An 18,887-nucleotide genomic window follows, 5' to 3' on the forward strand; every position below is an offset into this window, starting at 1 on the left:
CCCGCGGTCGTACCGGCGAACCCGTTGACGAGGAGGACCTCGATGCGCAGCGTGACCTATTCGATGGGCGTCTCACTTGACGGCTACATCGTCGGGCCGGACGGCGACTTCGACTGGTCGGCGCCCGACGAGGAGGTCTTTCGCTTCGTCACGGACGAGATACGAAAGGTCGGCGTCCACCTGATGGGACGGCGGCTGTACGAGACGATGCTGTACTGGGAGACCGCCGATCAGGATCCGTCGCTCGACGAATCGCTGCTCGAATGGGCCGCGATCTGGAAGCCGCTCCCGAAGATCGTGTTCTCGACCACTCTGTCGGCGGTGCAGGGCAATGCCCGCCTGGCCTCCGGCGGCCTGGCGGAGGAGATCGAGCGGTTGCGCGCCGAGCCGGGAGAGGGCGAGATCGCGATCGGCGGCGCGACTCTCGCCGCCGAGGCGGCCGCGGTGGGTCTGATCGACGAGTATCGGGCCCGGGTCCACCCGGTGCTGGTCGGCGGTGGCATCCCGTTCTTTCCCCAGCGTGAGCGTCGGGTGGATCTCGAACTCGTCGAGACCCGCACCTTCGGCTCGAGAGTCGTTTACCTCCATTACCGCGTGGCGCGCTAGTCGACTTCGCCGCAGCGACAGGTGTGACTCCACGTGCGCCTTGACAGGCAACCATTTGGCTGCCTAAGTTAAAGGCAACCGAAAGGCTGCATATCGACAACGGTGACCCGGGTAGGAGGGCGGGCATGGACGAGGTGTTCAAGGCGCTGGCCGATCCGAGCCGACGCGCGCTGCTCGACTCGCTCAACGCCCGCAACGGGCAGACGCTGCGCGAGCTGTGCGCCGGACTCGACATGACCAGGCAGTCCGTCAGCAAGCACCTCGCGGTGTTGGAGGAGGCCGGGCTCGTCGCCACCGTGCGGCGGGGACGGGAGAAGCTGCACTACCTCAACGCCGCGCCCGTGCACGAGGTCGCCCACCGGTGGATCAGCCGCTACGACCGGGCCAGGGTGCAAGCCCTGGCGGACCTGAAACTCGCCCTGGAGGAGACCCCGATGGACGCGCCGACCTTCGTCTACACCACCTACATCCGCACCACCCCGCAGAAGCTCTGGCAGGCGCTGACCGACCCCGCCTTCACCCGCCGTTACTGGGCCACGGAGTTCATCACGGACTGGTCCGTCGGCTCACCGATGACCTGGGACAACCACGGCGTGCTGATCAGCGACCCGGAGCAGGTCGTGCTGGAGGCCGAACCCTACAGCCGGCTCTCCTACACCTGGCACGCCATCACCCCGGACCTCGCCAAGCGCTTCGGCTGGGACGAGGAAACGCTCGCCCGGCTGTCCGGCGAGGCCCGCTCGAAGGTCACCTTCACGATCGAGGAGGCCGCGCAGGTCGTGAAGCTCACCGTCGTGCACGACGGCTTCGAGCCCGGATCGAGCCTGGCCGAGATGGTCAGCCACGGGTGGCCGAACGTGATGGCGAGCCTGAAGACGCTGCTGGAGACCGGCGAACCGCTGCCGGACGACGCGTGACCTCCCCGATCGGGCTCGACGTCGTCGCGAGGTGCCGTCGGGCCGGCCCGCCTGGGCGCGTGGCCCGGGCGGCGCCCCGCTGCGTTGCCGTCGCGACCTAGGCGGCGAAGAGGAGAAGTAGCCCCACGACGGTGTAGACCACCATCAGCACGAGCAGGGGAATCTGCCCGAGGACGGCGGTCCGGCGGGGGAACAGGGCCAGCGCGCGGTCGTGCGCCAGTACCGTGCCCAGCACGTGACCGATGACGATGACCGTGACCTGGAGGGTGGCGATCCCCGCCGGGGTGGTGCCGAACGCCTGGATGGTCCACCCGGCGGTGCCGAGCCAGTCGGCGCCGGTGTCCAGCGGGTCGGACAGCAGGGCGATGGTCCGCTGCCCTTCCAGCAGGAACAGGGTGTAGTAGTGGGCCACCACGTATCCGACGGCTATCGGCACGATCGAGTGGGCGATCTCACCCGCCGTCGTGCCGGGCTGGGCCGCGCCCCATCGGCCGGCGAGCGCGGTCGCGGCCCGGTACGCCGCGAGCACCAGAGCGATGACGGCGACCAGCCCGGCGGTGCCCGTGACCGGGGCCGGCACCGAGCTCTCCTGCACGAAGCGCACCCAGACCGGGGCGTTGGACAGGCTGTCGTACATGGTGGAGCCCAGGAGCGTGACCACCAGTGTCGTCAGACCCGGCGCCGGTCGTAGCCCGGCCATGCCGTCGAGGGAGTTGCGCCAGACCACGGCGCCGTCGCCGCGTCTGGCCGCCGGGGCGAGCCTGCCCACGAGATCGCTGTAGACCTCGAACGCATCCGCGTGGTCGAACCAACGGGAGCCGAAGACGACGGCTCCGGCGAGCATGAGCACGGCGTAGGCCGCGAGCCAGGCTCCGATGACCGGCAGGGTGGCCCGTTCGGGGGCGACGAGTTCCAGCCAGACGAAGGCGAACAGGCCCGCGCAGGCGGGCCAGTATCCGACGCCCGGCGGCAGCGGCCGCAGGCCGAGCTCAGGGTCGCGTCCGAGCCCCTTGCAGGCCAGCAGGTGCAGCGTCCGCAACGGGTTCAGGCCGCGCCACACCGGTCCGAACAGCAGCGACAGCGGCACCAGGCCGACCCAGAACAGTACGTAGAACGCCCCGGCCGTGGGATTGTCGGCCCGATCGGGACCGAAAATCAACCCGATGCAGAAGTACGCCGCGACGACGAGCCCGGCGATTCGCCAGACCCACCTCCATGCCGGCGCGGTCACCGCCGTCCGGATGGCGCCGGGCAAGGAGCGGGCACCGGTGAGGGCGGCGTTCAGCCGCGGTTCCTTCCACAGTGCGCCGAGCGCCACGAACGACACCAGCAGCGCGAGGGCCGCGCCGGTCAGTGCGGCCGAGAACGGGATCGGCAGGTCCTGGCGGCCGCCGACGCCGTGAGCCAGCAGCATCCCACCGGCCTAACGCACGAGGAGCTGGAACAACTGCAGTCCAGACTCGTGGGTTTCCATCTCGAACAGGCCGGTCTCGTCGGCGACGAACTCGATGCTCGCGGGGGTGCCGGGCTGCAGGCTCGCGGCCTTGTCGTACCCGTGCAGGTGCGCCTCGTCGGCGGTGTCGCTGGTGACCGTGATGCGCACCGTCTGGCCCTTGGTCACCTCGATCCGTCCCGGCGGAGGCGTGACCTTCCGGCCGGCGATGGTGACGGTGATCTCCTTCACGGCCGGGTCGGCGGGGGCGGCGGCGGCCGACTCGCCGGCGGCCGGGGGGGCCGACTCGGCAGGAGCCTGGGCAGCCGACTCGGCGGGAGCCGGGGCGGCCGATTCGGTGGATGCCGGGGCGGCCGACTGAGCGGGGGTGGCGGCATCCGACCCGCCACAGGCCGACGTGGCCATCAGCAGGGCAACGCCGAGCGGGAGCGCCGCGAGCAGCGGGCGCAGGCGTGCAGGGGCGATCGTCATCGGGGGTTCTCCTGAGGGATGGGACGAGTCAGCGTCGCTTGGTGGATTTGGGACGCTGCGGAGTACGTGACGCCGGGGCGCGTGCGGGTTTCCTGGCCTGTGGACGGCCGGAAGACCGCCCGGCCGCCGGGGTGGCGGGCGCGGGTCGCCGCGCCGCCCGTACCACCAGGGCGCCCGCTCCCACGACGATGATCGCGGGCACCAGCCATACCGACAGCCCGGTGCCGGAGTCGGCCGGCTGCGCTGTCCGGGCGGCAGAGCTGCCGGTTCCGGACGCCGCGGCCTGACTAGCGCCGGTCTGCGTGACAGTGCCCGGGCCGGCGCCGGTCTCCGTGCCCGGGCTGGCGCCGGCTGGGGGCACCGCCGGGCCCATCGCCGCCGGGCTGCCGCCGGTGTCGGGCGCCGGGGTCTGGGTGTCGCTCCCCGGCTCGGCCGAGCCGAGCAGGATGGGGTCGGGCTTGTTGTCCGGGGCCTGCCAGCCCTTGGGCGGCCCCGAGGTCCTGCCCTTGTAGGTGAACCGCAGTTCTCCCCGCACCGGCTCCCCGTCGGAGGCGATCGACAGATACTTGACGACGTACTCGCCCCGTTCAGGCCAGTAGGCGACGGGGATCTGCGCCGGAAAGCCGGTGTTGTAGACGCTCGGTTCCCAGAAGCCGTCGACGAGGTTGTACTCCTGGACCGGCTTGTCGAGGCGTTTCGGCTGACCGTGCGTCCAGGTCTGGTCGACCCGGGCGCCGCTGGGAGCGGTGACCGCGAAGTACGCGTTCGGGGCGGGCGCCTCGGTGAAGTAGAGGGAGAGGGACTCCAACGGCTCGCGCACCGTGCTGTCCTTCGCCGGTGTCGACATCGCGAGCTGGCCATGGGCGGACGCGGGCGCCGCCAGGGCGGCCATCACCACCACGCCGACGACGACCGGCAGAAGCAACCGGCCCAACCAGCGCGCCATCGTCACTTCTGCTCTCCATGCGATACGGCCCCTGAGGGGAGATGCGGCGTGGACCCGTAGGACCAATTCCGTCGAGGTTAACGACTTTTGCCACAGAAGAACAGAACTTGCACCGTTGACACCAAAAGTAGAGCCTGTACCCAGTGTCGCAGCGATGCCCCCTGCCGGTCCAGGGCGGGCCCTGCCGGACCGGGGCCGGATCGCTCTTGGCCGCGTGGTACGTCGGCGAGGCCACCGGCGTCGACACGCGCAGCCGGCGCCTCCCGATCATCGGGGCGCACGCTCTAGTCGATGTTGGTCTTTCTGCGCAGGCTCGCCTAGTAGCCCTCAAGCATCGTACGGAGCGCCGGGCGGTCGGTGAGCTGGATCGACTGGACGACGTGGGCCAGCCGGCTTCGGCGGCAGCAGGTAGTGGGCGTGGGCGTCGCGGTAGGCGACGCCGACGGTCGCGGTCGATCCACGGGCTACCGCCACCGGTGGAAGATCCTCCGCCGGCTGCTGCGCCGAGCCGCGCTCTCCTTGGACTCTCCGCGGACCATGCCACCGTTGTCATCCCCGGGATCGGTTCCCGGTTGCCGGGCGCGTGCAGAAGGTGACCTATCGGTAGGCGCTTTTCCTGCTATTCGTGCTTATGCCGCAAAGGCGTCATCGCGGCAGGCCGGACGGCGGTCGTCGCGGGGGAGGGCCGCCAGCATGCGGGAGCTGGTCGCCGCCGCCACTGGGATGGGAATTCGGCCTGCGTGATTGTGAAACTTACCGGTATACGGTTCGCCGGCATCCGCACCCACCTCTGCGACTTCGCGTGACGCCGGAGTCATCGTGCCTCTCCGGCCCTGCCGATATCGGCTACGGCTATCCCTTCTGGCGGGCCGCCTTCGTGCCCAACCGGAGGATTTCGCCTGCCAGATCAGGGGACAGGGCGAAATTGGGTCTTCCTCCGATATTGGGGATCCCTCATCCTTCGGGGCGACTGCGAGCGTCCTGGAGAGCCGATGACCGAAGAGCCGACCGCGCGCCGTTGCGGATGCGGACAGGGATCCGGAATGGAGGTCACCCGGCGTGGAGCTCTGCGCCTGGGAAGAAACCTCGCCGTGGCGGCGACCGCGGGCGCTGCCCTCGGCGCCTTGGCGGACATCGCGCAGGCGGACACCGAAACGCCTCTCGCGGCACCGAAGATAATCGGCCCGGTGACGACCATCAGCCCGACCGTGCGAGTGGACAACGCCCACGCCGGCAGCGTCGTCACCCTGTTCGCCGATGGTGCCTTCCGCACCTCAGTGCCCGCGAGCGCCGACGGCGTCACGCTGATCCCCACGGCCGGGCTCGGTCTGAAGACGGGCCAGCAGCTCACCGTGACGCAGACGGCGCCCGGCGTCACCGGAGAGCCGTCCCGGGCGGAACCCGTGCAGGACCCGCCGGCATCGCTGGGGGCGGTGCATTGCGCGAGTTTGGTGCATGAGTGCATCGACTGGCTTGTGGTGGCCGGCGCCGTGGCCGGGGCGACCGTGACCGTCCGATATCTGGGAGTAACCGTCGGGGAGACGCTCTGCGACTGGCCCGACTGGTCGCAGGTCTCGGTGCTGCTGAACAAGAGCCGCAGCGGCGCGTTCAAACCGGGTCAGGTCCTCACGGTGTGGCAGCACTACGTGGACCCTGTGACGAAGGCGGTGATCAGCGGTCCCGTGACGGTCAGCCCGCCGGTGGTGGCCTCGCCGGTCTCCCCGCCACTGCCCGCTCCGCAGTTCCAGCGGAACCCTCTGCAGTGCGATACGGAGGTCGACGTGTCGGGGGTGGTCCCCGGGGCCTCCTTGCGGATGACCATCGACAGCACGATCCTGGACTATCCCTATGTGGGAGACACGATCCGCTGTGCCGTGGGGTCCCTGAAGCAGGGTAGTAAGGTCGGGCTGTATCAGCGGTTCTACACGGGCTGCGGGGCGGAGAGCCGCACCACCACCATCTCGGCGGACAAGGCCGCCCCCTATGAGAGGCCGACGGTCCACGCGCGCGTGTGCGAGAAGACCGCGGTCATCACCGTCTCCAAGCTTCGTCGAGGAGCGCAGGTTCTCGCGAGGGCCGTCGACAAGCACAACAAGACCGTCGACCTCGGCCTCTGGACGGCCTCGCAGGACGGCGACGACTGGTTTCCCCTGCTGTCCTCGGCGCCTGCCGTACTCGCCGACCCCGACATGCAGGTGTACGTGGAGGTCTCCAACTGCCTGGGCCAGGCCACCATGTCGCAGCCCGTCGGCGTCGACTACTCCGTCATCAGCCGCGACATCTCGATCGGGCCGCTGTACGAGTGCGGCACTCTGGTGGAGGTGCGGGGCACCACCCCGAACGCCCTGGTGTGGCTCACCGTCGGCAAAACGCCGATAAGCGCACCGGTGGCGGCGACCTCCGACACCACGGTGGTGCGCTGCTATCGGCCCCTGGTCACAGACGAGGTGGTCAGCGCCGTCGAGAGCGGCTGCGGCGGTGACATCGTGAAGAGGGCGGACTGGAAGGTGGTCAAGATGCCCCCGCTGGGGGCGCCGGCCGTGCGCCAGCCTCTGGAGGCGTGGCGGACGGAGGTTCCGGTCGAGGGTGTCGTGCCCGGCGCACTGGTGTCGGTGTATGTCAACGGCGTGTGGCGGGGCGCCCGTGAGGCCACGTCGACGACGGTCAGGGTCCCGGCCGGGCAGCTCAAGGCGTCCGCGTCGGGGCGGCCCGACTACGTGCACGCCGTCCAGCAGCTGTGCACCGCGACCGCGAGCGGCTCGGCCGTCCCCGTGACGTTCGGCAAGATGACGCTGGACACCGACCCGAACCCGGTCACCACCGGCGACACCCGGTCGGTGAAGGTGATCGCCAAGAACGCCGACGGACTTCCGGTGCGCGGACGGGTCCTGATCGGCGGCAACTACGTCGGCGATACCAACACCCCCTTCCTGTGGACCTTCCCCACCGGCCAGCCGGGTCCCTCCACGGTGGTGCGTGCCGACGGCTACTTCGACGCACCGCTGACCTGGCATCTGGTCGACCCGGTCAAGGGGACCCTCACCCTGCGGGTGGCGGTGCAGACCTATGGCATCACGATCAACTCGGTGAACTGGAAGCTGGTCGACACATCCACCGGCACCACGGTTCCGACCCCGGCGGGCATCACGGCCGAGGTCGCCCTGCCACCGCCCCCGGCGGGCCAGGAGTCCGTCAAGTACGACGTGAACTGCAGCGTCGAGCTGACCGGCCAGGACAACAAGCACTACACGGTGTCGATCACCGCGCCGTTCGTCGGCGTCGCGCACATCGGCTGGTTGGGCAAAGACCTCACCGCCCCCTTCTATCTGGAGGAGGTGACACACCCCGATCCGGTGACGGGCACGCCCGTTGTGGATTACCACAAGCTCACCTATATGGAGCCTCCGAACCCGTAGCCGGTCCGTCCCCATGACGTCCACCCCCCCTTGGTCAGGCGAGGCTCGAATGCCGGCAGCGCGCCGCTCTCAGTACAGTGGCGGAGTGCCGGGTGAGCAGGTGAGTGCGCGGGTGGACAGCTGGATCTGGTCAGTACGGCTGACCAGGACTCGTTCGATCGCGTCCGACGCCTGCCGGGGCGGTCACGTCCGGGTCAACGGGGTGCGGGTCAAGCCCGCGCATGTCGTCCGGGTCGGCGACGAGGTCCGGCTGCGGCACGAGGGGCGCGAACGCATCCTGGTCGTCTCCCGCGTCATCACCAAGCGCGTCGGCGCCGCCGTGGCCGCCGAGTGCTACGTCGACAAGAGCCCTCCGCCTCCTCCGCGCGAGGAGGTCGTGACGGTGGCCGTTCGGGCTCGGGGCGCGGGACGTCCCACCAAGCGCGAGCGCCGCAGCATCGACAAGCTGCTCGGGCGCCCGGCGGTGGAGGGGCGGGACCGCCGGGCACGCCCGGAGTGATACGGGCCTGCCCGGGTCACGCTGTCGGCGAGCGCAGTCGAACCCGAATTCGCCGTCCTGAACGGGCTCGGAGCTTTACTCGGGCTGCGCCCGGCGGCAGATGAGGCGTGGTCGACGAGCGTGTTTTGCGGTCTGGCATCGACGGTGGCAACATGCGCCGATGCATCCATTGAAGTTGATCGAGTCGGTCCCGGGCACGTACTCGCTGTTGCTGGACGCCGGGACCACGCAGGTGGACAGCGTGATCGAGGAGCTCGGTCACGAGCCGAACGGATATTTCTGGGAAGGCGTCGCGCAGGTGCTCGTCGGCACCGAGGTCCCCGCCCTGCAAGGGCGGTTCTCCTGCGATCCCGAAGCCGACATGTTCTGCGCGTACGGAAGCGACCGCGGCGTGCTGGAGGAGCTGGGCGCCCGGTTGGCGTCCGTCGCGACGGACGCGAACCGCATGCGGCGGCTCGTCGAGGCCGCCAAGGCGGACGGTTTCGAGTTCGACGACTGACTCGCCCCGCTGCCGGGCGGGACGAGTCCCCACATCGGTCAGGTCAGGTCCAGAGCGACCTCCAGGCGCAGGTACGCGTCGACCCAGGCCCGCTCGACCGCCTCGTCGAAGTCGCGGGCCCGCGCCGCCGCGAAGGCCGTGACGGCCTGTGCGACGCGGTGCAGCCCGAGCACGGTCAGCCGCCGCGCCGCGGCGGCGAGCCGGTCGTCGTAGGTCGGCGGCAGGTGAGACAGGCCATGATGAGCCACTTCGGCGAGCAGTCCTCGGGTGTCGATCAGAGCCCCGGTGAGGGGGTCGTGCCGGTCGTCTTCGGCGACCGTGAGGGTGCCGCTGCCGCCGGCGGGCTGTAGGTCGGGAACGACGACCCGGTCGCCGGCCACCAGGCCGACCGGTTCGATGACGACACCGCCGGCGGTCCGCCCGGCCACGCCGCTGACGAATCGCAGCTCGCCCCTCTCTCCGGCGAGCACGGCGGCCAGCGAGTCGAGGCGTCCGGGGGCGGCTCCGGTGTGCGTGGCCCTGACGGTGGCGGTGTTACCCGTCCGGTCGACGATGACAGCGTCGAGGCGCTGGTCTCCTGGCGCATACCGGATGGTCTCCACCCGGGCGACGGCGACGACCCGGACCAGTTCCGCTTCCACCCGCGGACGGATGGGCCGGAGGGGGAGGGCGTCGAGCTCACGGCCGAGCGCGGCGAGGTCGGTCACCACCAGAGACGGCGGCAGCTCGTCCCAGTCGCCCCGTGACGGGCTGACCGTCGTCGTGGAGATCCGCCCGGTGGCCAGCCGCACCGTACGGCTGGCGCTACGGACGGCGGATTCCGTTACCAGGTTTCCGGTGGCCAGAGCGGCCAGCGTGGACGTGGCGATCCGCCGCCGCGCCAGCGTCGCCCCGTCGTCGTCGCCGTCCCACTGACGGCGGAGGACCAGCACCATGGCACTGTCGCCGTGGGCCAGATAGACCTCGGCGATCCGCTGGTCGCCGAGACCGCGGATCCGGCAGCCGAGGCTCTCCATCCGGGCCCGGCGCAACGGGGTCTCGGCGGCCTCGGCGGTGCCGAGCACGCTGCTGCGCAGGGTGGCGTCCGGCCGCGTCACCGCCCGGTGGCGGGCGTGGAGTTCGGCGACGTGACTCGCGAGCAGTTCGGGACGGTAGTGGGCGCTACGGTCGCGATAGGAAACCAGCTGTGCGGCGACGTCGCCGACGGCCAGCAGCGGCCAGCGCAGCCCGGCGGCGTCCAGGTGGCGTCGCACGTCGGCGATGGTGGCGTCGAGGCCCGGGCCGAGATGCGCGGCGCCCTCGCGCAGGACCGTGCCCGCCAGGCCCAGGGCACGCTCCAGCCCGGATCCGGTGCCCGCTCCGGCCTCACCGCCGACGTCGACCCGCACCTCGGGGACGCCGGGGTGCAGCTCGTCGGCGACACGGAACGCCCACACCGCCAGGGCGATGACGTCATCGCGGCTACCGGCGACGGTGTCGGTGTGGACGAACCCGAGATCGCCGGGGACCAGGAAGCGCACGGTCGCGGTGGCCAGCTCGACCTGCGACACCGGATCGGCGGAGGTCGCCCGGCGGACCCGCGCGGTGAACCCGGCTTTCGCCGTACGGCGAGCGGCGGCCATCAGCCGGGCACCGAGCTTGGCGGTGAGCTCCTCGTCGGTCAGCTGACCGGGCGACCAGGGCGGGGGCTCCGCGGCGGCCTCGGCGGGCGCTGTGTGAGCTTCGGCGGGCGCTGTGTGAGTTTTGGCAGGCGCTGGGCCGGCCTCTACGGGCGTCGTGTCAGCCCCTGGGGGAATCGAGGCGGCCTCGGCGGACAGGCGCTGGTAGGCGAGGATCACCCCGATGACGTGCCGGCAGGCGCCGACGGCACCGCAGGTGCAGCGGGCCAGGTCGAGGCCGCCGGGAGGCAGGGTCGTGGCCGGGCCGTCGGAGAAGCTGCCGTGCACGGTGCCGTCGGCGTCGGTCCGAAGCTCCGGCGCGGCTTCTTTGCCGGCCCGTTTGACCAGACCGCGATTGGTGAGCGCGGCGAGGGAGTCCGCCGTGAGCCCGAGCAGATCCGTCCTCATCGGCCCACGTGCTCCGCGACGAAGAACGCCAGCTCGGCGGGGGTCATCGCGCCCACATGGGCTCCGGCGTCGGCCAGGCGCTGCGCCAGCTCCCGGTCGTAGGCGGGATTGGCCTGCTCGTCGAGCGCGGCCAGGCCCAGCACCGTGCTGCCCTGTGCCACCAGCTCGCGGACGACCCGCACCAACCGGCGCGGATCACCGCCCTCGTAGAAATCGGAGATCAGCACGACGATCGCGCGGCGCGGCTGATCCACCAGGCCCGCGCCGTACGCCGCCGCGCGGGCGATGTCGGTGCCGCCGCCGAGCTGGACCTTCATCAGCAACTCCACCGGATCGTCGACGTCGGCCGTCAGGTCCACCACTTCGGTGTCGAAGGCGACCAGGTGGGTGCGTACGCCGGGCAGCCCCCACAGGCAGGCCGCGGTGACCGCCGAGTGGATCACCGAGTCGATCATCGACCCGGACTGGTCGACGAGCAGGATCACCTGCCACTGCTCCAGGTGGCGGCGAGTGCGGGAGAAGAAGAACGGGGTCTCGATCACCACCTTGCCGGTTTCCGGCTGGTAGCGGCCGAGGTTGGCGCGCAGGGTCCTGACCATGTCGAAGTTGCGGGCCAGCCGCATCCGGCCGGGCCGTCGCGCCTTCGTGCCGGAGAACGCGCTGCGCACCTCGGTGGCGAGCCTGTCGGTCAGCTGCCGGACGACCTGCTCCACGATCCGCCTGGCCAGCCGCAACACCTGTGGGTTCATCAGGTGCTTGGTCCGCAGCACCGCCCTGAGCAGCGCGGGATTGGGTTCGATGCGCTGCAGCACGGCGGGGTCGGTCACCACGTCATGGATCTCGTAGCGCTCGACCGCGTCACGGTGCAGTCGTTCGACGGTCTCCTTGGGAAACAGCCGCGTGATGTCGTCGAGCCAGTCGACGGTGGTCAGCGTCGATTCGCCCGTCCCGCCCTGCCGCGCACCGCTTTGCCGCACGCCGCGTCGGCGCAGGTCCTCGTCGCGGCCGTAGAGCCAGTCCATGGCCGCGTCCCGGGCGGCGGCCTGCGCGTCGAGGCCCTGCCCGCCGAGGCAGGCGCTGCCGGCCTCGCCGAGCAGCAGGCGCCACCGTTCGAGGGTGGGGTCGGTCATGATGCGATCAGTCCTTCCCGGCGCAGTGCCGCCTCGACCCGCTCGTCCAGTGCCCTGCCGGCGGCCACCAGTTCGGGGGCCGCGTCCAGCCTCATCAGGTCCCAGGCGGACGCGTCGCCGGCCCGCCGTTCGACCAGGCGAGTGGCGATGAGGTGCCGTTCGCGCGGTGGGAAGAAGCCGAACGCCTGGCGCAGCGCGGGCAGGGCCACGAGGAAGTCGTGGTCGGTCATCTCCGCGACCAGGTCGTCGAGCAGCTCCAGCATGCCGTCGGTGTGCAGCACCTCCTCGCGGGCGAGCGCGAACAACCCGGCCAGCCAGTCTCCGGCCGACGCGGGGACGAACGCGCCGCGCACCGCCCGGGCGGGGTCCGCGGCGGCCCTACCACGCAGTGACCAGCCCAGCCCCAGCGACGCGCCACGCAGGTCGGGTGGCGCGTCCCGGCAGGCGGCGATTCGGTCCGCGACGCCCAGCGCCGCGTCCGTGTCCAGTTCGAGCGACGGGCCGGCGTGCCTGAGTGCGTCGCGGACGGCGGCCACGGCGTTGACGCGCTGGAGGTCGGCCGGTGCGGGGCCGCCGCGCACGCCTTCGGCCAGCCACAGCGCCCGGCGGGTGGCGGCCCGGACGACCGTGGCCACGGTGGTGCTGCCGCTGGTGCGGAACAGGTCGTCGTGGCGCCACATCGCCAGGGCGACGGTGAGGGTGCGGCCCAGCGATCCCAGATCGGCCGCGGCGCCGACGGCCCGCGCCATGTCGTCCAGCACCTGTCCGGCCAGTTCGCCGATGCCGCACAGCGCCGCGTCGAACAGCAGGTCGGCCAGCTGGTCCAGGTTCGCGCCAGGAATCCGTTCGGCGAGGGCGGCGGCCGCAGCCTCCTGCGGGTCGGCGCCATAGCCACCGGCCTCGATCAGTGCGGGCAGCCGGTCGCCCGACTCGGTCAGCGTCCATCGTTCGACCAGCTCGGCGCCGTCCGCCAGGCGGGGTCCCGAGATGCGCTCCACGCCGGGGATCCGCAGCACCCGCAGCCGGTGCAGCAGGCGGCTGCGCTCGCGGCCGGGCTCCTCGCCGAGGTCGAGCAGTTCCTCACCCGGACCGCCCAGCACCGCGAGAACGGCGTGGACCAGCGGTGGCAACGGAGTCGAGTCATGCAGACGGCCCACCCGGTCACCGCTGAGGGCCGCGATCATTTCCACGATCACGGGATGACTGCCGGCCTGCAGCGGGCCGCGGGCCGCCCAGGGCAGCGGGGCCTCGATCGCCTCGCCGACCAGCGCGCCGGCGAGGCCGTCCAGCACGTCGACCCGGGCCGGGTGCGGGTGACCGCGCATCAGCGCGAGCCCGTCGGCGGTGGCCCGGGCGGCGATCAGGTCCGCGGTGGACACCGGCCGGCGCCGGGCGCGCAGCCGGGCCGTCACCGTCTCGGTGAGCCTGCGGGCGGCCTCGGCGGGACCGGACTCCCACAGGTGCTGGTAGTAGCCCGGCGACGGCATGCCCGACTGGTAGCCGTCGAAGGCGTCCATCCGCCGGAACGAGTACGGCACCAGGTAACTGCCGACGACCGCGTCCGCGGGCGGCCGCGGCACCTCCGGCCAGGTCCGGTCGCCCTGCTTGGCCAGTCGCATCAACGCGGGGCGGTGGAAGCCTCCCGTGACCACGACCACCGGCCTGTCGCCCGCGTCGGCGACGGCGGCCCGGACCCACTGCGCCATGTACGCCTCGCGGGCCATGTCGTCCGAGTCGGTTCGCGTGTCACCGCGCACCAGGTCGAAGTAGGCGGCCAGCCGCTCGGCCAGCCCGTCGGCCGGCTCGATCTCGAACAGGTGGTCCCACAACGCGTCCACGTTGTCCACGGAGAAGGTGCGGCACAGCCGCCCGGTCACCTCGCTGTAACGGGCCTCCGCGTCGGCGTACCGGTTGCGCACCTCGGCCAGCGCCGGATGCCAGGCGGGCAGGTCGATGAAACGCAGCTCGGCGCCGACGGCACGGCCCGCGGTCAGCGCGACCCATTCGGGGGAGTAGTCGCACAGCGGCGTCCACGACCCGTGCCGCCGATGCGCATCCCGATAGCCGGTGTAGACCGCGATCGGCAGCTCATGCCCCAGCAGGAGCTCGTCCATCCTGTGGTTCATGTCCGCCGGACCCTCGACCAGCACGTACGCGGGCCGTACGGAGTGAATGGTGTCGGCGACGAGCCGGGCGCAGGCGGGGCTGTGGTGCCGCACGCCGAGGAACGTGACCGCCATCGTCAGCCCGGCAGCAGATGACGGGCCTCGTACACGGCCTTCCACTGGTCTCCGGACCGCCGCTGCTCCAGATATCTGCGGAGTTTCGCCAGGTCCTCCGGGTTGTCCTTGGCCGCCGTGCCGGCCAGGCAGGAGACCAGGTCGGCGGCGTCGCCGGGCTCCCCGCGCAGAAACCACCCCCGCAGCCCGACGGCGTGCGCGACCGAGACGGCCTCGGCGGTGCTCATCACCCCCGACAGCCGGTCGGTGGCGTCACCGCGCGCCGTCTGCCCCTCCCGCAGCTCACGGAACGCGGTGACCAGGACCTCCAGCACGTCGCGTCGTGGCGGCGCACCGACGCCCGACCGCTTCAGGAGAGCGGCGGCCTCCGCCTCCACCAGCAGCAGCTCGGTGTCGAAGTCGGCGATGGGGAAGACCGTCTCGAAGTTGAACCGGCGCTTGAGCGCGGCGCTCATCTCGTTGACGCCGCGGTCGCGGGTGTTGGCGGTGGCGATGACGGTGAACCCCTCCTGGGCGAACACCATCGCCTCCGGACCGGTCAGCTCCGGCACGGCGAGCACACGGTCCGACAGCGGCGACAGCAGGCAGTCCTGCACCTCCAGCGGGCACCGCGTGATCTCCTCGAAGCGCACCACCTTGCCCTCGGCCATGCCGCGCAGCAGCGGAGCGGCCACCAGCGACCGGGTGGACGGGCCCTCGGCGACCAGCAGCGCGTAGTTCCACGAGTACTTGATCTGGTCTTCGGTGGTGGCCGCGCCGCCCTGGATGGTGAGCGTCGAGGTGCCGCTCACGGCCGCGGCGAGCAGCTCGGACAGCAGCGACTTCGCCGTGCCTGGTTCACCCACCAGCATCAGCCCGCGCTGGGTCGCGAGCGTCACCAGGGATCGGTCGATCAGCGAGGGGTCGCCCACGAACTTGCGGCTGACGCCCAGCCTCTCGTCCCCGAGGACGAAGCGCCGGGCGGCCCGCAGGCTCAGCGCCCAGCCCGGCGGGCGGGGGTCGGTGTCGCTCTCCCTCAGCCGGGCCAGCTCGTCGGCGTAGCGGATCTCGGCCGGGGGCCGCTGGGCGTGGTCGTTCATCGGGTGATCTCCCGGAGGTCTCGCAGGATCTCGGACGCGGTGATCGGATCGAGGCCGTCGAGGGTGACCTCCACCAGGGTCTGCTCGTCGGCGAAGTCCAGGTAGCCGATCGCGATGCCCGGGTCGAGACCGACCGTGACGGTCTCGCCGCCGGGCACGTCCCGCTCGATCCAGCCCTGCCAACCGGCGTCCTGCGGGTCGCCCCGCCGCCAGCCGCGCCGTTCCAGCCCGATCACCTTGACGGTGGGGATCTTGGCGGCGCAGATCTCGGCCAGCAGCGTCTCGTCCGGGGCGTAGGTCTCCCGGCCCAGCTGCGGGAACGGCTGCAGGATCTCGTAGTCGGCGAACACCTCGGCCCAGGCGGCCAGGTCCTCGCCCAGCTCAAGCGGGTGCGCCACCCCGACGACGGCATCGTCGGGCAACGTCAGCGTGTCGTCCTCGACATCGGCGAAACTGCGATCCTCGGCCACGCGCAGCGCGCCCGTGAGCCGGCCCGAGGGATCGTAGAGCCCCCAGACCAGCCGCCGCACGATGTGCCAGAGCAGCGGGTGGCCGACGAGCAGCCGCGCGAAGTCCGCACCGCTCCAGCGGCGCCGGTTCACCATGGCCTGCTCCAGCCGGTGGATGGTGTCCCCCGCTACGGCGCGCACGTCCTTCTTCAGCCCCGCGAACCGCTGGTAGGCGGCGGGCGCGAGCTCCGGATCGTCGTTCGCCCCCGGCTTGGGGAGGTTCTTCAGCCGCTTCCCCGCGGAATCGGCCACGTACGGCTTGAGCTGCTCGTCGAAGCCGACGACGAACCGCCTGCGGCCGTAATCGAGGGTCAGGCTGCCGTCGGCGGACAGCCCGAAGTCCGGCACCAGCCGGTCGGCCAGCTCCTGCGGCGTCAGGCCGAGCTCCGCGGCGACCTCGTCCAGCTTCTGCCTGGCCCGGTTCTTGAGCCCGCTGAACTTGACCTTCTCGGCGATGCCGTGCAGGTGCATCAACGCGACCTCGGAGCCGATGGCGGCCAGCAGGTCCAGACCCGCGACGGCACGCGCGTGCCCGCCCTCACCGGGCCAGGTCCTGATCAACGGCGTCAGCCGCCGGACGGTCTCGTCGTCGCCGAGCAGTCCCAGCGCGTCCATCACCCAGCTCTCCTTGGACGGGTAGCCGGCCGTTTTCCAGCTCTGGAACAGCGCCCAGGCGAAGTCCGCGAGGCTGCGGCTGTCGCAGGCCTCCTTGACCAGGGCGAGACCGGCGTACGGATCACCGGGCCGGGAGATCGCCAGCATCGTCATCACATGGCGGACCGCCTCGGGCGGCAGCGCACCCGCGTCGCCGCGCAGGTGGATCGGTGTCAGGATCGCGACCTCCGCCCACTCGGGCAGCGCGGGCATCTTGGCGGGCAGCGCGTCGAGCGGGTCGGCCGCGAGCAGGTCGGCGACCGCGGCCTCGGCGGCGGGGCCGTAACCCGCGGCGGCCTCCGCCACGGCGTCACGGGCACCGCCCGCGGCCAGCACCGCCAGAGCCTGCTCGGCCTGCCGCCGGGGCACCCCGGGCTTGCCCAGAGCCGGCGGGATCAGCGCCCTCGCGGCCGTCTCGGGGTGGCGGGCCAGCCACGCCAGCGCGGTGGCGCGCACCGACTTCAGCCGGGACAGCCACTCGGCCATCAGCACGGCGACCTCCGGAGCGGCGAACGGGAGCAGCGCCGGAGCGATGGCGACGGGGCTGCGCCGGGCGCTGTCCAGCACCGCGGGCAGCGCTGCCAGCTCGAACCTGGCGACCACCCTCGGCATCCATTCGGAGGCTCCCCACAGGTCGGCCGGGCGCCACTTCCCGATCAGTGGCCCGGCCAGTTCCTCGGGCCCGGCGACGAACAGGGCGACCTCGTCGTGCCAGTTGCCCTTCCGGGCATCGGCGATCTTACGAGCGATCTGTTCCCAGGTCCCGTTCCAAGCCCGATCCCATGAATCGTGCCCCGGCCGGGCGGAGCGCCACGTGTCCCGCTCGCCCGGCCCCCACAACACGGCCGGTTCATCGGCGCACACCAGATCACTCACGACGACCGGCTTGCGGACCTTGCGTGGACGGGTCCAGGGCGGGCTGACCAGCACCTCGGGCAGGGCCTCGACCGCGGCGGTGGCGGCCGGGGCGCTCGCGATCGCGTTGATCCGCTCGGCGGCGGCATCGTCGACGGTCGCGAGCACCTCGGCCACCAGGTCGGGATGGGCCAGTACGTGGGCACGCAGCAGCAGGTCCGCGGCCTTGCCATCGGAGGCGGCCAGCATCCGCATCGCCCGGCGCGGGAAGCGGGCCGCCGCGCGCAGGAGCGCCGCCTGGGTGAGCTTGTGCTCGATCCGGTCGAGGAGTGCCTGCATCGCCGCGTCGCCCGGCAGTTCGGCGAGCACGCCCAGCAGCCGCCGCTGGGTGTCCGCGTCGCCGAGCTCGTCGAACCAGCCGGCCAGCACCGGCACCGCCGCGTCCCCCATGCCGTCGACGACCGTGGCGGGCAGCGCGAGGGAGCCCATCACCCAGTAAGCCGGCACGTGGGGCACGATGAGCGCCGCGTGCTCCGGTGTGCTGATCGCGGCGACCAGGATGAAGGCGAGACGCGGATTGACGCGGCTCACTTCGGCGCAGTCGGCCGTCACCCACTCGACCTCGGTGGGAGCCAGGTAGGAAGCCGACACCCGGTGGTGGAGTCCGCCTTCACGGCTCACCGCCAGCGCCGCGACGACCTCGGCGTACTCGGCGTCCGATGCGGTGGCGAGGACGGCGCGGACCCGCGCGGCGAGCTCCGGCCGATTCCAGCCGTACCAATGCTGGGGGGAATCATCGGCAGCCAGCCGCCGGACTCGCCACGTGTCCCCGTCGAAACCGAAAACCAGCGAGGCCAGCTCGGTCACGGTCACCGCCGCGAACACCAGGCCGCGTCCGACCAGCCAGGCCTCGGCGAACAGGGGCAGCGGCGGCTGGTCGTCCCGCGGCAAAGACGCGGCCACCACCTTGGCGACCACCGCGGCGCCCAGCGGCGTGGCGGCGGGCTCCCCGGCCAGGTACGCCGCGCCCGCGGCGGCGATCTCCGGGTCGGACCACTTCGCCAGCGAGTCGAGGATCAGCTGCCGATGCTCGTCCAATTTCGCGGCGAGTTTCCCGGGCGCGCCCGCGTCCGGCCTTTTCACGGACACCTTCACCCCACCCCGCCGCGGATGAAGAGCGCGCAGCCAAGCGGCCGGCATCGTCAGCCGATCCTCGTCATCGACGTCGCCGATGTCCGCCGGGGCAGCCTCCGGGGCGGCGACCGCTTCGTCTTCCGTGTAGCCCTTGCGTAACTTCTCCGCCGCCAGTTTGTCGGCCGCCGCCGCGGCGGCGGCAGCGGAGTCGAACGACTTGACCTGCGTCTGGCCGGCCGCGCCCATCCGCCCATAGCGGATGTGCAGCTCGGTGCCGTCCTGACGCACCTCCCAGAACTTCGCCGAACCGCCGCCGACATAGGTCAGCATCCGATCTGCGCTCATGCCGGTACCTCCACGGTGTGCCTGCTCGTCGTCAAGCGACACGACGGAGTGACCGCGCCATCTCGGAT

Annotated in this window: 13 protein-coding genes; 5 read left to right on the forward strand and 8 right to left on the reverse strand. The window is 71.7% G+C overall.

Translation table 11 applies throughout. The features are described 5' to 3' along the window. Positions 1–42 precede the first annotated feature (42 nt). Together AB0O28_RS31890 and AB0O28_RS31895 are read left to right on the forward strand one after the other, a co-directional pair. Positions 43–606 (forward strand): dihydrofolate reductase family protein, encoded by a 564-nt coding sequence (locus tag AB0O28_RS31890; protein WP_363646271.1) that lies wholly within the window; start codon positions 43–45, stop codon positions 604–606. Positions 607–731: 125 nt separating this feature from the next. Beyond that, positions 732–1,523, forward strand: a complete 792-nt coding sequence (locus AB0O28_RS31895) for a metalloregulator ArsR/SmtB family transcription factor (RefSeq protein ID WP_363646272.1) — start codon at positions 732–734, stop codon at positions 1,521–1,523. Positions 1,524–1,620: 97 nt separating this feature from the next. On the opposite strand, the gene AB0O28_RS31900 is transcribed toward AB0O28_RS31895, so the two are convergent. From AB0O28_RS31900 to AB0O28_RS31910, 3 genes are read right to left on the reverse strand one after another with little or no spacing between them, the layout of a single operon-like run. Next, positions 1,621–2,937 carry a hypothetical protein gene (locus AB0O28_RS31900; protein ID WP_363646273.1) on the reverse strand — a complete coding sequence of 439 codons (1,317 nt, stop codon included), beginning with the start codon at positions 2,935–2,937 and terminating at the stop codon, positions 1,621–1,623. Between the two features lie 9 nt (positions 2,938–2,946). Then, positions 2,947–3,447, reverse strand: a complete 501-nt coding sequence (locus AB0O28_RS31905) for a hypothetical protein (protein ID WP_363646274.1) — start codon at positions 3,445–3,447, stop codon at positions 2,947–2,949. A 28-nt stretch (positions 3,448–3,475) separates the two neighbouring features. Continuing rightward, entirely contained in the window at positions 3,476–4,393 is a 918-nt protein-coding gene (locus tag AB0O28_RS31910) for a copper resistance protein CopC (protein WP_363646275.1), read from the reverse strand. Positions 4,394–5,580: 1,187 nt separating this feature from the next. On the opposite strand from AB0O28_RS31910, the gene AB0O28_RS31915 reads away from it, so the two are divergent. The 3 genes from AB0O28_RS31915 (at position 5,581) to AB0O28_RS31925 (ending at position 8,807) form a co-directional block, all read left to right on the forward strand. Further along, the gene (locus tag AB0O28_RS31915) at positions 5,581–7,809 is read left to right on the forward strand and encodes a hypothetical protein (RefSeq protein ID WP_363646276.1); all 2,229 of its coding nucleotides are present in this window, start codon (positions 5,581–5,583) and stop codon (positions 7,807–7,809) included. 85 nt (positions 7,810–7,894) lie between these two features. Then, a complete protein-coding gene (locus tag AB0O28_RS31920) occupies positions 7,895–8,308 on the forward strand; it encodes a S4 domain-containing protein (RefSeq protein ID WP_363646277.1) in 414 nt (137 codons plus the stop codon). A 160-nt stretch (positions 8,309–8,468) separates the two neighbouring features. Continuing rightward, positions 8,469–8,807 carry an Imm51 family immunity protein gene (locus tag AB0O28_RS31925; protein WP_363646278.1) on the forward strand — a complete coding sequence of 113 codons (339 nt, stop codon included), beginning with the start codon at positions 8,469–8,471 and terminating at the stop codon, positions 8,805–8,807. 38 nt (positions 8,808–8,845) lie between these two features. Here AB0O28_RS31925 and AB0O28_RS31930 read toward each other — a convergent pair whose 3' ends face one another. Genes AB0O28_RS31930 through AB0O28_RS31950 form a run of 5 tightly spaced genes read right to left on the reverse strand, consistent with a single transcriptional unit; the run spans position 8,846 to position 18,819 of the window. Next, positions 8,846–10,873: a hypothetical protein gene (locus AB0O28_RS31930; RefSeq protein ID WP_363646279.1), complete on the reverse strand. Its 2,028-nt coding sequence runs from the start codon at positions 10,871–10,873 to the stop codon at positions 8,846–8,848. Then, complete coding sequence (locus AB0O28_RS31935) at positions 10,870–12,003, reverse strand: VWA domain-containing protein (RefSeq protein ID WP_363646280.1); 1,134 nt, start codon at positions 12,001–12,003, stop codon at positions 10,870–10,872. Before AB0O28_RS31935 ends, AB0O28_RS31930 begins: the two co-directional genes overlap by 4 nt. Further along, positions 12,000–14,243, reverse strand: a complete 2,244-nt coding sequence (locus AB0O28_RS31940; protein WP_363646281.1) for a DUF5682 family protein — start codon at positions 14,241–14,243, stop codon at positions 12,000–12,002. The genes AB0O28_RS31935 and AB0O28_RS31940 overlap by 4 nt, the downstream gene beginning before the upstream one ends. A 2-nt stretch (positions 14,244–14,245) precedes the next feature. Beyond that, on the reverse strand, positions 14,246–15,322 hold the full coding sequence (locus AB0O28_RS31945) for an AAA family ATPase (protein ID WP_363646282.1): 1,077 nt from the start codon (positions 15,320–15,322) through the stop codon (positions 14,246–14,248). Next, positions 15,319–18,819, reverse strand: a complete 3,501-nt coding sequence (locus AB0O28_RS31950; RefSeq protein ID WP_363646283.1) for a DUF4132 domain-containing protein — start codon at positions 18,817–18,819, stop codon at positions 15,319–15,321. Before AB0O28_RS31950 ends, AB0O28_RS31945 begins: the two co-directional genes overlap by 4 nt. Positions 18,820–18,887 lie beyond the last annotated feature (68 nt).

It is taken from the genome of Microbispora sp. NPDC088329, assembly GCF_040685655.1.
Taxonomy (GTDB): domain Bacteria; phylum Actinomycetota; class Actinomycetes; order Streptosporangiales; family Streptosporangiaceae; genus Microbispora.

Excerpts from the sequence above, each read along its gene's own strand:
- AB0O28_RS31940 (WP_363646281.1), bottom strand. The coding sequence starts at position 14,243 with ATGGCGGTCACGTTCCTCGGCGTGCGGCACCACAGCCCCGCCTGCGCC.
- AB0O28_RS31905 (WP_363646274.1), bottom strand. The coding sequence starts at position 3,447 with ATGACGATCGCCCCTGCACGCCTGCGCCCGCTGCTCGCGGCGCTCCCG.
- AB0O28_RS31945 (WP_363646282.1), bottom strand. The coding sequence starts at position 15,322 with ATGAACGACCACGCCCAGCGGCCCCCGGCCGAGATCCGCTACGCCGAC.
- AB0O28_RS31925 (WP_363646278.1), top strand. The coding sequence starts at position 8,469 with ATGCATCCATTGAAGTTGATCGAGTCGGTCCCGGGCACGTACTCGCTG.
- AB0O28_RS31930 (WP_363646279.1), bottom strand. The coding sequence starts at position 10,873 with ATGAGGACGGATCTGCTCGGGCTCACGGCGGACTCCCTCGCCGCGCTC.
- AB0O28_RS31935 (WP_363646280.1), bottom strand. The coding sequence starts at position 12,003 with ATGACCGACCCCACCCTCGAACGGTGGCGCCTGCTGCTCGGCGAGGCC.
- AB0O28_RS31890 (WP_363646271.1), top strand. The coding sequence starts at position 43 with ATGCGCAGCGTGACCTATTCGATGGGCGTCTCACTTGACGGCTACATC.
- AB0O28_RS31950 (WP_363646283.1), bottom strand. The coding sequence starts at position 18,819 with ATGAGCGCAGATCGGATGCTGACCTATGTCGGCGGCGGTTCGGCGAAG.
- AB0O28_RS31900 (WP_363646273.1), bottom strand. The coding sequence starts at position 2,937 with ATGCTGCTGGCTCACGGCGTCGGCGGCCGCCAGGACCTGCCGATCCCG.
- AB0O28_RS31895 (WP_363646272.1), top strand. The coding sequence starts at position 732 with ATGGACGAGGTGTTCAAGGCGCTGGCCGATCCGAGCCGACGCGCGCTG.
- AB0O28_RS31910 (WP_363646275.1), bottom strand. The coding sequence starts at position 4,393 with ATGGCGCGCTGGTTGGGCCGGTTGCTTCTGCCGGTCGTCGTCGGCGTG.